This window comes from Haloarcula rubripromontorii (genome assembly GCF_001280425.1).
Lineage (GTDB): Archaea > Halobacteriota > Halobacteria > Halobacteriales > Haloarculaceae > Haloarcula > Haloarcula rubripromontorii.
Window position 1 is genome coordinate 792,602 of sequence record NZ_LIUF01000002.1, and the last position, 13,932, is coordinate 806,533.

Annotated in this window: 11 protein-coding genes; 5 read left to right on the forward strand and 6 right to left on the reverse strand. The window is 54.8% G+C overall.

Annotation, left to right across the window (positions count from 1 at the left end):
* Window positions 1–141: 141 nt before the first annotated feature.
* Entirely contained in the window at window positions 142–894 is a 753-nt protein-coding gene (locus AMS69_RS09260) for an IclR family transcriptional regulator (RefSeq protein ID WP_053967767.1), read from the reverse strand.
* 1,022 nt (window positions 895–1,916) lie between these two features.
* On the reverse strand, window positions 1,917–3,047 hold the full coding sequence (locus tag AMS69_RS09265; protein WP_053967768.1) for an ABC transporter ATP-binding protein: 1,131 nt from the start codon (window positions 3,045–3,047) through the stop codon (window positions 1,917–1,919).
* A gap of 131 nt (window positions 3,048–3,178) precedes the next feature.
* Between AMS69_RS09265 and AMS69_RS09270 the strand changes: the two genes are divergently transcribed.
* Together AMS69_RS09270 and AMS69_RS09275 are read left to right on the forward strand one after the other, a co-directional pair.
* Window positions 3,179–4,402: an aminotransferase class V-fold PLP-dependent enzyme gene (locus AMS69_RS09270; protein ID WP_053967769.1), complete on the forward strand. Its 1,224-nt coding sequence runs from the start codon at window positions 3,179–3,181 to the stop codon at window positions 4,400–4,402.
* Window positions 4,403–4,446: 44 nt separating this feature from the next.
* On the forward strand, window positions 4,447–5,151 hold the full coding sequence (locus AMS69_RS09275) for a PIG-L deacetylase family protein (RefSeq protein ID WP_053967770.1): 705 nt from the start codon (window positions 4,447–4,449) through the stop codon (window positions 5,149–5,151).
* Window positions 5,152–5,189: 38 nt separating this feature from the next.
* On the opposite strand, the gene nagZ is transcribed toward AMS69_RS09275, so the two are convergent.
* The 4 genes from nagZ to AMS69_RS09295 form a co-directional block, all read right to left on the reverse strand.
* On the reverse strand, window positions 5,190–6,761 hold the full coding sequence (nagZ, locus tag AMS69_RS09280; RefSeq protein ID WP_053967771.1) for a beta-N-acetylhexosaminidase: 1,572 nt from the start codon (window positions 6,759–6,761) through the stop codon (window positions 5,190–5,192).
* Window positions 6,762–6,836: 75 nt separating this feature from the next.
* Entirely contained in the window at window positions 6,837–7,754 is a 918-nt protein-coding gene (locus tag AMS69_RS09285) for a carbohydrate ABC transporter permease (protein ID WP_053967772.1), read from the reverse strand.
* A gap of 1 nt (window position 7,755) precedes the next feature.
* Window positions 7,756–8,616 (reverse strand): carbohydrate ABC transporter permease, encoded by an 861-nt coding sequence (locus tag AMS69_RS09290; RefSeq protein WP_053967773.1) that lies wholly within the window; start codon window positions 8,614–8,616, stop codon window positions 7,756–7,758.
* A 250-nt stretch (window positions 8,617–8,866) separates the two neighbouring features.
* On the reverse strand, window positions 8,867–10,234 hold the full coding sequence (locus AMS69_RS09295) for an ABC transporter substrate-binding protein (protein ID WP_170084227.1): 1,368 nt from the start codon (window positions 10,232–10,234) through the stop codon (window positions 8,867–8,869).
* A gap of 242 nt (window positions 10,235–10,476) precedes the next feature.
* On the opposite strand from AMS69_RS09295, the gene AMS69_RS09300 reads away from it, so the two are divergent.
* The 3 genes from AMS69_RS09300 (at window position 10,477) to AMS69_RS09310 (ending at window position 13,536) form a co-directional block, all read left to right on the forward strand.
* Window positions 10,477–11,484 (forward strand): SIS domain-containing protein, encoded by a 1,008-nt coding sequence (locus tag AMS69_RS09300; RefSeq protein WP_053967774.1) that lies wholly within the window; start codon window positions 10,477–10,479, stop codon window positions 11,482–11,484.
* A gap of 104 nt (window positions 11,485–11,588) precedes the next feature.
* Window positions 11,589–12,737, forward strand: coding sequence for a galactonate dehydratase (gene dgoD, locus AMS69_RS09305; protein ID WP_053967775.1), 1,149 nt, complete (start codon window positions 11,589–11,591; stop codon window positions 12,735–12,737).
* A 52-nt stretch (window positions 12,738–12,789) separates the two neighbouring features.
* Window positions 12,790–13,536, forward strand: a complete 747-nt coding sequence (locus AMS69_RS09310; RefSeq protein WP_053967776.1) for an IclR family transcriptional regulator — start codon at window positions 12,790–12,792, stop codon at window positions 13,534–13,536.
* Window positions 13,537–13,932: the final 396 nt, after the last annotated feature.

The following is a 13,932-nucleotide window of genomic DNA, read 5'->3' on the forward strand; positions in this document are numbered from 1 at the left end:
GCGTCTGTCTGGGTGTGAACAAGTCCCACGATCTGTTTTATTCTGTTGAATCGTCAAGCACCACGTCATATGTGTATTTTAGGCGGAATCAGGTGGCAGCACAGGTGTTCTGCCAATATCAACGAGTTCGAGTTAGTAGAACTATTGATATGAGAGATTCACCTGTAGCTCGCCGGAGATTCCCCGGATGAGGTCGGTCAGCTCGTTTTCGATGCGTTCTGAGTCCAGTCGGTTTGCCGGTCCTGAGACACTGATGGCACCGTACGTGTTACCGGCGTTGTCTACCAGAGGTGCGCCGACACCGGCGACGCCTTCGAGGAACTGGTCGATGCCGTAGGCGACGCCGCGGTCCTGAATCTCGTTGAGTTCTGCTTCGAGTTCCTGCCGGTCCCGACCATCAGGAAGTGGGTAGTCGTAACTTTCGAGGATTGTCTCCCGCCTGCGTTTCGGCAACACTGAGAGGATTGCCATGCCACCAGCCAATCTGTACAGTTCGGTGTACTGGCCGATCTGCGAGTTCGTCTGAATCGCCCGACTGCCGAGTGCTTTGGCAAGGAAGACGGCCTTGCCGTTCTCTTCGACGATCCACCACGCCTTTTCATCAGTTTCGTCGGCTATCTCGCTCAGTTTCGGCGTGACCTCCTGGTACATTTCCTGTCGCTCGCGAACTTTCATGCCAATATCCAGAAACCGCAGGCTCAGTTGATACGCTTTGTCCTTGTTCTGAACGACGTAACCTCGACTCTTGAGCGTTGAAAGATGAACGTGGACTGTACTCTTGGGCATCCCCACCTGCTCTGCCAACTCAGTGACCCCGAGTGGCTGCTCCGCTTTCAGTGCTTCAACAATGTCCAGCACCCTCCCGGCGGACTCGATCGGGTCTTGTCCCGTCATACCCGTATATTCGGCTAAATGATTATAAAATCATTCAATTAGATTGAACTCTATTTTCGGGTACCGTGTTACTCGGTGGTGTCGCGGCGACGGAACCCTGATATACATACCCAAGATTTGACAGCAGAGGAAAGTCTCTGAATCCCGTCGTTTCGTTTATTTATTTGCCGATCACTGAAAACCGGAGTACGGCGGCAGCAGGTATGTTCTAGTGCCAGTGAGTACTGTTATGATACAAGAACACCCTTGCTGCGCAGCGGCGCGTTCAGTCTGATTGAATCCGATTTCGGCATACGAATCGCGGGGAACCCATGGTGAGGATATCAGTGGTGGTTGGGATAGCCCTGCCGTAGTGTCTCAGTCCGCTTCGATTCGTCTGTGCAGACCCAGCGAGTTCCCTGCATAATACGCACTTCATGTGTGTCACGCTATTGTTTTCCTCTGTCAGGCAACAGTATGACCTGTAATCGGTATCTCACCAGCCGATGCCGACGAGCTAATACACGTACACCTGTTATTTCTCACAACGCCCCCGAATCATCCGAGACACTGTTCTACAGTGCAACTCTCTGATCTACAGTGAGAATTGTTCATTGCTATTGAATCACTGGTAATGGTGTGTCTATTGCAGGCCATAGGATTGACAACTCCGATAATAGCTGTACGCCTGTTATCGACGCACTGTAGAGATGTCGCATTATGAAACGGGGGCGAGTTACTACTCAGTCGCTACGAACTGTCGAGGCTCAGGCGGCAACTGACGCCACATGGCTAGCTACTTCTGCCGAGTCTCGGGATGGTTTTCACAATGCGAAACAAACACCCACGCTCACTCGAAGGAAGGGAGCAGTGAACACTGCAGAAGCATCCAGCGGCCCCTATTGCTAGCCCGTTCGCAAGCAACCGTGAAAACGCGCTCAGCTTCGCTCGGTACCAGTGGAATCAATTGCGCATCTCCCAGTCGGCACTACCGTTGGGATGTTCTCTGAAGCACCCCATCAAGCGTTGCGGAATGCGAAAAATCAGGCGGCAAGCGGGCTTTCTTTGTCGATGTCCGCTTCGCTGTTTTTAATTGCAGTGCCGGAGTCCACATCAAAGAGATGGATGGTCTCCTCTGGGAACCTCAAACCGACCGTGACTCCATTCTCAAGGCCCGATCCATCCTCGACGGTGACCGTATACTGCTGTCCGTCGATAGTCACGTACACATGGAACAGGTCCCCAAGTGGCTCAACAACGTCGACGGTCGCGGTGACGGTCTGCTTCGAGTCTGTGGTGGGGGTGAGTTGAATATCTTCAGGTCGGACACCGAGAATGACTTCTTCGTACCCGTCAAGCTGGTCGGCGGTTTCGGCAGATGGCGTATATGTAAACTCTTGATGCACTAGCGACCCGTCCTCGACAGTGACAGGGATAAAGTTCATCGATGGCGACCCGATAAACCCGGCGACAAACCGATTGGCCGGACGGTGGTAACACTCCAGTGGTGTTCCGACCTGCTGTAACACTCCGTCGTCCAGAATAGCGATCCGGTCGCCCATTGTCATTGCCTCCGTCTGGTCATGGGTGACGTAGATCGTTGTCACGTCGAGTTCGTTCTGGAGGCGCTTTAGCTCGGTCCGCATTTTCGTTCGGAGTTTGGCATCCAGATTACTCAGTGGCTCGTCCATCAAGAACACTGCCGGATCCCGAACGATTGCTCTCCCGAGAGCCACCCGCTGTTGCTGGCCACCAGACAACTCCTTTGGCTGATCATTGAGCAGGTCCTTGATGCCCATCATCTCGGCTGTCTCGGTTACGCGCTGTTCAATCGTCTCTGTATCCAGATCTGTCGTCATCTTCAACCCAAACGACATATTCTCCTTTGCGGTCATATGTGGATAGAGCGCGTAGTTCTGAAACACCATCGCGATATCGCGGTCACGGGGCTCGCTACCGATCACAGACTCATTTCCGATCAAAATATCGCCTTCAGTCACCGTCTCAAGTCCGGCAACCATCCGCAAGGTTGTCGATTTTCCACAGCCGGATGGGCCCACCAGTACCAGAAACTCACCGTCATTTAGCGACATATTCACCGTATCGACAGCGACGACCTCATCGCTCCCGTCGGAGAACGTCTTAACTAGGTTCTTGAGCTCTAACTGTGTCATGCGATACGTGTTATTCATCCACAGTAATATATAATAGTTTGTGTTCTTGGATTATCGATGGGAACCTTTCATATACTTGGAGAGGATTAGCGTTCGTATACACAACTAGCGGTAGTGAGCAGAGCACAACTATGGTTCGATTCACAACAGAGTCAGAGTCGGAGTCAGTGTACCATCAGTTAGGTGTCACGCCGGTCATCAATGCAGCGGGAACGAAAACGCGAATCGGTGGTAGCCTTATTCGGGAGGAAGCCGCGGACGCCATGCGCGCTGCTGCGGACGAATTCGTCCAGTTGAGTGATCTGGAGGCGAAGGCTTCCGAACAGATCGCTGAGATTGCCGGGTCGGAGGCCGGATACGTTTCCCCGGGTGCTGAAGCTGGCCTGTTGTTGGCCGCGGCTGCCGCAATCGCGGGGGACGATCCGAAGACGATGTCGGAGTTACCCCATCCGACGGACGCACCAAACGACATCGTGATGCCCCGGACTCACCGAACGGGGTACGACCACGCATTGCGAGCGGCTGGTGCAAACATCGTCGATGTCGGAACAAACGATTACCACCTCGGTACTGGTGCGACAAACGTGGAGCCCTGGGAAATCGAAAGTGCTATAGACGAAAACACTGCCGGGATTGCGTACGTCCAGAAAACGTACACACAGCCCGACCTCTCGACTGTCTCGGAGATCGCACATCGACACGATCTGCCCGTGATCGTCGACGCTGCTGCCGAGGTTCCGCCCATTGAGAACCTCTCGCGTTTCGTCGAACAGGGGGCAGACATGGTAGTGTTCAGTGGTGGCAAAGGGATTCGTGGCCCACAGACGACTGGCCTCATCGCCGGCAAACGTCGGTACATCCGTTCCATCGCTGTCCAACACCAGGATATGCATGTCGATCGGCGGGTGTGGAATCCACCGAGCTCGCTCATTGATACGGAACAGTTCGATGGAGTCCCCAGACAGGGAATCGGACGGTCGCTCAAGGTCGGGAAAGAGGAGCTTGTCGGCCTCATTCGCGCGCTGGAACTATTCATTGAAGAGGACCAGGAAGCGCTTGTTGCCGAGTGGGAGACGCTCGCCCAACGCATGGCGAGCCAGCTTGCGGCAGCGGGTGTGGAGACGACAGTTGTCACTGGCGGTGAGCAGAGCGTCGCTCCTCGCGTCGTTGCGGATATCGCTGGCTCCCAGTCAACTCTCTCGGCGGCTGTGCTGGTGGCAGAACTGCAGCGGGAGGACCCGCGTGTGTATGTCGGTGAGGACCGCATCGATGAGGGCGAGATTGTTCTCAACCCAATGTGTCTTGATGAAGACGGTGCTGCGTACGTCGTCGACCGTCTGCTCACACATATATGACGAAGATAAGTTATAAATAATAACTTACAATATCATAACATAGCATGCAGGTCCTGATAATAGTTGCCCACCCAGACGACGCAGACGTCTTCTGTGGCGGTACGATAGCAAAGCACGCTGAACGTGGTGACGAGGTCAGTATCGTACATATGACTCGTGGAGAGTACGGCGGGCTCCGGATGGACTCACAGGAAGCGGTCGGGCGAGTCCGTGAACAGGAGGCCCGCGCCTCGGGGGCGGTGTTAGGCGCGTCAGAAGTCACGTTTCTCGAATTCAAAGACGGACGAGTCACTTACTCCTTGGAAAACCGTTTTGAGATGGTGGATGTAATCCGGGAATACAATCCGGATATTATCCTCACGCATTACAAAGACGATCTGCATCCCGACCACCGCGCGACTTCACGGTTAGTTACGGACGCGTATTACATGGCGTCGCTCCCCCTCGTCGAGACGGATTTCGAACCCTGTGACCCGGACAATATCTACTACTTCGGCAAGCCGACATCGGAGTTTACACCCTCCATGTTCATCGATATCGATGGGTATCTGGAACAAAAGGTCACAGCAATTGAGAAACACGAGTCACAGGTGGAGTTCCTCGTCGAACATGGGGGGATTGACGCCGAGTTCGATAACCTTGTCGACGGACTCCGCGCCGAGAATCTCGTGTACGGAAAACAGGCTGGGGCCCGCAGTGCAGAGGGGTTCGTCCCGCTGCATGAGTCTGCACAAGACTTCCTCGGATGACGCCGCAGGCGCGTCCGGTTCGTTGATGTGGCGGCCCCTCACTCGGGAATCGTGACCGGGAGGCTCCCTGTTGTGTCGACTGTCCCTGCCAGTGTTTTCGCCGCTGTCTGAAGCGCACCCGGCGAGTAGTCATATGTCGTCAAAAACGTCGCCGCACCGGGACAGACAGCGAGGTCGTATGGGTTCCGCACAGCAAGGACAGCCAACTGCTCGTATTCCACAACGAGTGACCGGAGCGTCGCTGCCTGTGCCGTGTTGGACAGTGCATCGTAACTGACGGCCACTATCTGCTCGTTCGCTGCCGCTATGTCGACGGCCTCACCGCCGGCTATGGTATGTGTCGTGATTTCAAACCCGACCTCTCTGAGCGCAGCAGCAACTAGTTCTGGGTCGTATCGATCATCCTCGGCGGGCGACCCCCGCGTCCCGGTAAAGCTGACCACGTGCAGACGGCGTGACGTATCGAACGGCAGTGTCTCGCTGTCGTCCCTGACGAGCGTTACCCCACACTCTGCGATTTCGGACGCAAGCTGTTTCGATGTGGCTACACAGCGACGCCACTCCGGCACTTCACCACCCGCAGATTCGCCCACCCGCTGCTGCTTGTATCGCTGGATGCGATGCAGCGACCGGTCGATTCGTTCTTCGGTAAGTCGTCCCGTCCGGACGGCAGTAAGCACGGCTTCAATCGCTGCGCGCTGTCGCTCAAGTGTATGCGAAACAGTGATCATATCACACCCCGCTTCTATCGCGCAGACAGCCCCTTCGGCGGTGCCGACGCCTTCAGCAATCGCATCCATCTCGAGGCAGTCCGTGATGAGTAAGCCATCAAACCCTAATTCCTCGCGAAGCAGTCCTGTCTGCACTTCCGGAGATATCGTCGCCGGCAGTTCTTCATCACCTGTTATCGCCGGAAAGGCGACATGCGTGGTCATAATCGCGTCGATGCCGCCCTGTATCGCAGCTTCGAACGGGGGAAACTCCACGCGTTCCAATCGAGGCCGCTCGTGCGCGACCACCGGCAGATCGAGATGTGAATCGACTGCCGTGTCGCCATGACCGGGAAAGTGCTTTCCACAGGCCGAGACATCCACGGACTGAAGGCCCTGCGCCATGGCTGTACCCAGCGCGCCCACACGCTCGGGATCTTCACCAAAGGACCTGACACCGATTACGGGGTTGTCTGGGTTGTTGTTGACATCGAGAACTGGCGCGAGGTTCAGATTGATCCCGAGACTCCGTAGCTCCCGTCCGACGGTCGCACCTGCTTTTCGGGCCATCGCGTCGTCATCACAGGCCCCGATGAGCATCTGACCCGGGAGCTGTGTACCCCAGTTGAGACGTGAAACGACACCGCCTTCCTGATCGGTAGCGATGAACAGCGGGAGGCCAGCCCCGACCGCTGTGGCTTCTGACTGCAACTCCGCTGAGAGCGCTGTCACCTGCGATGGAGATGTAATGTTTCTGCTGAAATAAATGATGTTTCCGAGGTTGTACTCACGGATCAGTTCCCGCGACCCAGCCGTCGGTTCGGAGCCATCGAAGCCAGCCATGAACAACTGACCGACTTTCTGTGCCAGTGGCATACTCGCTACTGTCTGCGTCTGCATATACCAACACGCGACGTGCTGGGGATATAAAACTACGTTTGCGGTCGCGGACCGCGATAAAACTGGGTTTGAAGATTACTGCTTGACGCTCCCGGAAGTTAGCCCGGAAACGATCTGGCGCTGGAACACGACGAAGATGGCGAGCAGTGGGACAGCGGCGAGGGTCGAGGCTGCCATCATCTGGCCCCACATCGTCTGATCCTGTTGCTGGAAGTTCTGAATCCCAATCGAGAACGGCGTCACGCTGTCAGTCGCCAGCACCGATGCGAAAAGCACCTCGTTGAATGCGAGCAGGAACACGAACATTCCAGTCGCAGCTAAACCGGGTGCTGCAAGCGGCATAACGACGCGGAACAGGGCCTGTGTCCGCGTACAGCCGTCGATTCGCGCAGCTTCCTCCAGTGCGGTCGGAATTGTGTCGAAGTACCCGCGAAGCATCCAGATGGTAAATGGGACGGTAAACGTCGTATAGAGGAATATCATCCCGTGGTACGTGTCTTTCATCGGAATGTTCGCGGACTGGTCCATGAGGATGAACAGCAGAAACATCGGGATGAGGATGAGTACGCCGGGTATCATCTGCGTTGCGAGTGCCCCCATCTCGAACTTCTCCTTGCCGGGGAACTCGTATCGTGACAACGAGTAGGCGGCCAGTCCACCGATAAACAGCGAGAGGACCGTTGTTACACTCGATATGATCAAGCTGTTAACGTAGTAGTCGACAAGCGGGAATCGCTGGAACATCAGGACGTAGTTCTGGACATAGGGGTCTGCCGGAATTATGTCCAGCCCGAGCTGCAACACTTCATCCCGCGTTTTGAACGACGTCGTGAACATCATCCAGACGGGGAATATCGCGAAGATGAGAATGAGGATGAGTACGGAGCGCCAGAGCAGTTGGTATATGAGTTCTTTGCCATCCGCAGTCAGTCGCATTTCGTCGGGCAACATGGTACGTTCTGACCCGACAGCGGCCATGAGGGAGCTGAGCATCTCAGACAGCACCTCCGTCGTAGCTAGACGCCACAACGCGCTTGTAATAGACGTATGCAATAGTCATCGAAAACAGGAACAGCATCGCGCTGAGTGCGGACCCGATCCCGTATGCACTCTGTTTGAAGCCAAAGGAGTAAATGAGCAACATCAGTACGTTCCCCGATTCGCTGGGTGACCCACCCAGCAGAATGTATGGGACGGGGAAATTGATGAACGTCCAGAGAATCAACAGCAGTAGAATGACGGCAGAAACGGGCTTCAACTGTGGCAGTGTCACGTACCGCAGCTTCCCCCATCGGCCGGCCCCATCGATTTCGGCAGCCTCGTACAATTGCTCAGGAACCGACTGCAGTCCAGCGTACAGCATGATCGCTGCATACGGGAAGTTCCGCCAGACGTTCGCGATAATTATTGCATACAGGGAGTTTGGACCCAGAAGCCAGAACAGTGACCCCTCGATGAGTCCGGCCTGACGGAGCAACGCATTGATGACGCCAGTATCGCTCCGGAACATCATCCGCCACGTAAGGAGCGTGACGACAACCGGCGTCACATACGGAATCAGAATCACGGTCCGCGCGACAAGCTTGCCCCGGAACTGCTTATCGAGGGTCAGGGCGGTGACGAGCCCGAGAACGTACGTCCCTATCACTGACCCAACCGTATACAAAATAGTGACTTTGAGCGAGTTCCAGAACTGTGCGCCATAGATCGTATTCTTCTGGAACACCTTCATGAAGTGGTCAAGTCCAACGAACGTCTCAGGGCGGAACCAGTCGGTGTATCTGAGCGACGGGAACTCATAGAAGCTCATAACGAACCCGAGAATGACCGGAATCCCGTGGACGAGAAGCATCATCGCCAGGGCCGGTGCAATGAGCTTGAGTCCGAACCGCTGGCTTGCCGGTAACGAACTAACGTACGGGACATGGACTGCTGGCAGTCGACGTCTGACTCGCTGGTATGCGGACAGAAGCATACAGAATCGATTATTATGCAATGTATTTAACCGTTCTGCACGACGCCGGGACGTGACCCTACGAGACAGTGCAATTACGGATTCGACTGTCGAAGCGGTATGACACAGCAAAAACGACTGCTGGCGGGGTTCAGTCCTGGAGCGCGTTCTCTGCCTGCATCGCAGCCTGTTGGAGTGCCGCTTCGGTATCTCCTTCTGACCAAGAGTTCGTTGCTGCCTTCGTGAGCACCTTTGTGACGGCCCCTTTGATCGCTCCGGAGACATCACCCCACCCCACGACTTGTGGCGCTGTCTTTGCGTTTGTGTTGTTCAGCACATCTTCGCTGAAGGACTGGTACAGCTCACCCTGGAACGCTTCTTGTTCGAAGCTACTCTTGATTGTCGGCAGGAAGCCAGACCCCTTCGCAAGCTCTGCGTTGACCTCCGGCTGCATCAGATACTCGATGAATGTCGCGGCTGCGCCCTTCTTTTTTGTCCATGGATGGATTCCCATGAGATTCACTCCAAAAAAGGTCGACGACTCTCCCCGGGGGCCAGCCGGTGGCTTGCCGACGCCAAGCTCGGCATCGATACCGTTTGCAACTCTGAGTCCCTGCCACGTAGAGGCTATCCGCTTGCTGCTAAACGCGTTGTTTCGGGCAACACCGTTCCACTCGACTGACGCCTGTGGGGACGCTTTGTGCGTTGTCGACAGGTCCTTGTAGAAATTCAGCGCCTCCACGGCCGCGTCGCTGTCAAATGTCGGCTCGGACCCGTTAATGACGCTCCCGCCGTTTTGCCAGATGAGCATCATATAGTACTGGACGACAGCCCAGTTGTTCGCACCAGGGATGCCAAACAGGTATCTCGTGTTGTAACCCTCCTGTTCCCACTTTTCGGCCTGTTTGTTATACTTCGTCGCGTCATCTGCGAGTTCGTCCCAGGTCGAAGGGGGACCATCGATACCAGCTTCCTCGAACAGGGATTTATAGTAAATATGTCCACGAGGTCCCCAGAACCAGGGGAATCCTGCCCGGACACCGTCAAACTTGCCTATCTGAAGCGGGGACTCGTAGATATTGTCCGTCGGCATTGAAACGCCGGCTTCTTCGAGGTCCAGCCAGCCGTCGGAGTTGACCTGTTGTGGCAACCACGTCGATGCGATCTCCTCGACATCCGGACCGGTCCGGGTGGAGATACTGTTGTTTTGCTTCTTCCGAGCGACGCCCCAGCCCATCGTCTCGAAATCCACGGTGATTCCGTGTTTTTTCTTTAGTATTGGATTGTGTTTCTCGTAGAACGTCTCAATGTGGTCGTTGACGAAGTGACGGACTGTGAGAGTGGTTATATCGTTCGACTGGTTGCCGGTGTTCGCTCCGGAATCACCGCTATCTCCGTCTCCGGGAGTACTCTCCGAACTTTCATTGCCCCCACAGCCTGCGAGCAGCGTGACCGTTGCCGCGCCGGCGCTTTTGATGAAGTGGCGTCGCTTGCCACTCCGCAAACTACTGTCTGACATGTGCTATCACCAACGACCCAAGTAGTATATATAATTAATTATTTAGGTAATATTGCTGTTATCGGTGTCAGACACCATCACAAATACCTATCGTATGGTTTTATATACGCGGGCAGTCATCCTACGACCTAAGCGATTACAGAAATCTACAGTCAGACAGACTGTCGCTGGCTGACCAAAGCGCCTCTGCCGACGCTGTCGGTGGCGCAACCGACCGCAGTGCCGTCCTACACAATCAAAATATGACCACACACGCAGTCTACGACGAGATCCGTACCGGTATCGACCGACTGAATGATTTCGAGATGAGCACCCGTGATCTTTCCGAGCCACGTAAGCGTATTGCAAACGCTAATAGAGTCCACTTCATCGGCTGTGGGTCTTCTTACTGGACCGGTGTGATCGGTCAATATGCGGCGTTCCAGAGCGGCATTGATGCAACAGCGTACGCCGCATCAGAATACCTGTTCGCTGGTCCACCGATTACTGAGCAAACGGTTGTCGTCGCCTACTCCCAGTCTGGCGAGACATCTGAAACCGTTACAGCAGCGCGACGAGCAAAAGAGCGTGGTGCGGCCGTTATCGGGATTACAAACAGCAACGGTTCATCGCTCGGGACAGTAGCGGACGTGGCCCTTGTCACGCCGGCGGGAACCGAGAAGGCAGTCCTTGCTACCAAAACAGTCGATGCCGCGTTGATGCTGACCCTCTCGTTGCTCGGGGGCAAGTACAGCGAGCGCACACCGAGCGAGTTACAGCGCACGTGCCGGAATGTTCTCAATCAGGACTTCAAGGCAGCCGTCGCAGTCCTTTCGGAAGCCACGACTCTCTATACGCTCGGACGGGGAATCGAATACGGACTTGCAGGCGAGGCTGCGACGAAGTTCGGCGAGGGTGCGCTGTTACATACAACACCACTCCCGACACCTGAAATCAGCCACGGCCCCATCGCCAACGCCGCCGGGGAGCCGGCACTCGTCATTGCCGCTCACGAATCGAAGTCAGCGCTGACCAGCGAGGTTGTTTCGAAGCTACGCGACGCTGACGTTACTACTATTGTCCTCCGGCGGCCGACGAACAATTACGGTGGAGACATCTCAATAGAACTCCCCCCGCAATCGCCAGACCACCCGATAGTGCCGTTAAAAATCCTGCAATCGCTCACGTACAAGACGGCCGTCAAGAAGGGATACAATCCGGATGATCCACCGGAACTATCAAAACATATCGAGTGGAGCGCACTGCGGTAACTGCTGATTCGCGCTTATATCCGTTCGACTCGTAACACCGACGCGTGCTGGATCGTACAGATTAGATCCTGAAGGTTAATCACACTCCGCTGCGATGCAGCAGTATGCAAATCACCGGATACGAACTGTTCGAAATCCCTCCCCGCTGGGTCTTCCTCAAACTAGAAACCAGCACTGGGCTTCTGGGCTGGGGTGAGCCTGTTATTGAAGGTAGAGCAAAGACAGTTCGAGCGGCGGTCGAGGAGATGTTGGACCAGTACCTTATCGGGAAGGACCCGTTTCGGATAGAAGACCACTGGCAAGCGCTGTACCGGGGCGGATTCTATCGCGGCGGGCCGATCCTGATGTCCGCCATCGCTGGCATCAATCAAGCACTCTGGGATATCAAGGGGAAACATTTCGATGCCCCTGTGTATGAACTGCTGGGTGGGAAAAGTCGAGAAAAGGTACGAGTGTACAAGTGGATCGGCGGTGACCGGCCAGAGGATGTCGCTGCGGAAGCGACGCGATTAGCTGAGGCTGGCTACACCGCGCTCAAAATGGACGCGACGAATCAGACCAGATTCATCGAAACGAGAGCGTCGCTCGATGAGATCACAGACCGAATTCAGCACGTTCGAACAGCGGTGGACGACCGAGTAGATATCGGGATTGATTTCAGAGGTCGAGTCTCGAAATCGATGGCGAAAACCCTTGCCAACCGTCTTGAATCCGTTGAGCCGATGTTCATTGAAGAGCCGGTGCTTCCCGAAAACATCGAACACCTTCCGACCATCGCAGCACAGACACACGCACCCATCGCAGCAGGTGAGCGGTTATACTCGAGATGGGATTACAAAGATCTCCTCAAAACGGGGGCAATCGACGTGATTCAGCCCGACGTCTCTCATGCAGGGGGTATCTCAGAGATGGTCAAACTGGCAAACATGGCGGAATCACACGATGTCGCCATTGCTCCGAACTGCCCGCTGGGACCGATTGCACTGGCTGCGTCGATTCAGGTCGATACGGTCGTTCCAAATCTATTAGTACAGGATCAGGGGTTTGCTGTCCACTCTGGGGCGACCAGTCCCGCACATGACCTGCTACAGTCGAATCCGTTTTCGTTCGACGAGGGCTACCTGAAGACGCTGGACGGTCCGGGCCTGGGTATCGATGTAGCGCTAGATGTGGTTCGAGAAAAAGCAGAAGCAGATATCGACTGGTACAATCCGATATGGCGGCACGAGGACGGCAGCGTTGCCGACTGGTGACGATAGTTTCATAATAATAAAAGCTTAAGCTATAGACGGGAGTAGTTATCTTATGCCCGACAAAACTGAGACAGCAACACTTTCAGCTCCGATGAAGACGTTCGCCATTGTCGACGTGCTCAGAGATGCCGATGAGCCGCTTGGCGTCTCAGAAGTAGCTGATAAACTCGGGTACACTCGGAGTACGACATACAAGCACCTGAATACGCTGTTGCAGTCAGGCTACGTTACAAAGAGCACAGGGGACTATCAGCTGACGCTCAAGTTTGCTGATATCGGCGAACACGTTAAATCCCAGACCTCCATCTATCACGACACGAAGCCTCAGATAGATCAGATATCTGCGACGACTGGCGAGTCAGCGGGACTGGCCATCGAGTGTGAAAGACAAATTGCCGATGTCTATCACACCGCTGTTGATGACTCACTGCGACACGTCAACTACCCGTATTTTCACTGCAGCGCGCCGGGCAAGGCAATCCTCGCAGCGAGCGAGCCAGCGGAGGTTGATGCTATTTTAGACCACAGTGGGTTGCCTGCAATGACCGAAAACACGATTACTGATCGACAGACGCTCACTGCCGAACTAGATAATATTCGGGACCGAGGTATCGCGTTCGAGCGTCGTGAACAGTATCTAGACGTAAATTGCGTTGCGGTTCCGATTCAGGACCAGTCTGCAACTGCGGCCGTGTACGTGGCGGGACACGCTGAACGGCTGAGCGGGAAGCGGTTACAGGAGGATGTCCCCGGAATGATACTGAGCGCTGTCAGGCAACTCAACGCGGAGCAAGTCTGATCCGGTCGTTAATATTCCTTGTTCATGGGTACACCGTCAGGACAGTTTGGAAACAGTGTTTCCCAGTCCATTCCCAGCAACGTCGGAGTGATCTGACCGACGGCAGTTCCGGCACTCCTGACACATATATCAACAGATATTATTATACGAAATAGAGTATTTCTTTTAGTGAAACCATCTGAGAGTGCTTGGGGTATAAGATAACAGCAGTACATCTATTATTCTGATCTGGTCAACGGAACCCAGTGCATCCCAAATAAGGATATATCGTAATACAGAGGCGCTGTATCGGGTTTTCTTCATACGCTTACCTTTCATCGCCAGTGCGGTTTATTATGATTCTATCACACCAAGGTTTTTCATAATAGGAAACACAGTCGGATAACTACCGTTGTC

Bases quoted from the DNA above. Each gene is read 5' to 3' on its own strand.
- AMS69_RS09275 (WP_053967770.1), top strand. From the start codon at position 4,447: ATGCAGGTCCTGATAATAGTTGCCCACCCAGACGACGCAGACGTCTTC.
- AMS69_RS09265 (WP_053967768.1), bottom strand. From the start codon at position 3,047: ATGACACAGTTAGAGCTCAAGAACCTAGTTAAGACGTTCTCCGACGGG.
- dgoD (WP_053967775.1), top strand. From the start codon at position 11,589: ATGCAAATCACCGGATACGAACTGTTCGAAATCCCTCCCCGCTGGGTC.
- nagZ (WP_053967771.1), bottom strand. From the start codon at position 6,761: ATGCAGACGCAGACAGTAGCGAGTATGCCACTGGCACAGAAAGTCGGT.
- AMS69_RS09290 (WP_053967773.1), bottom strand. From the start codon at position 8,616: ATGATGCTTCTCGTCCACGGGATTCCGGTCATTCTCGGGTTCGTTATG.
- AMS69_RS09295 (WP_170084227.1), bottom strand. From the start codon at position 10,234: ATGTCAGACAGTAGTTTGCGGAGTGGCAAGCGACGCCACTTCATCAAA.
- AMS69_RS09270 (WP_053967769.1), top strand. From the start codon at position 3,179: ATGGTTCGATTCACAACAGAGTCAGAGTCGGAGTCAGTGTACCATCAG.
- AMS69_RS09285 (WP_053967772.1), bottom strand. From the start codon at position 7,754: ATGCTCAGCTCCCTCATGGCCGCTGTCGGGTCAGAACGTACCATGTTG.
- AMS69_RS09300 (WP_053967774.1), top strand. From the start codon at position 10,477: ATGACCACACACGCAGTCTACGACGAGATCCGTACCGGTATCGACCGA.
- AMS69_RS09310 (WP_053967776.1), top strand. From the start codon at position 12,790: ATGCCCGACAAAACTGAGACAGCAACACTTTCAGCTCCGATGAAGACG.
- AMS69_RS09260 (WP_053967767.1), bottom strand. From the start codon at position 894: ATGACGGGACAAGACCCGATCGAGTCCGCCGGGAGGGTGCTGGACATT.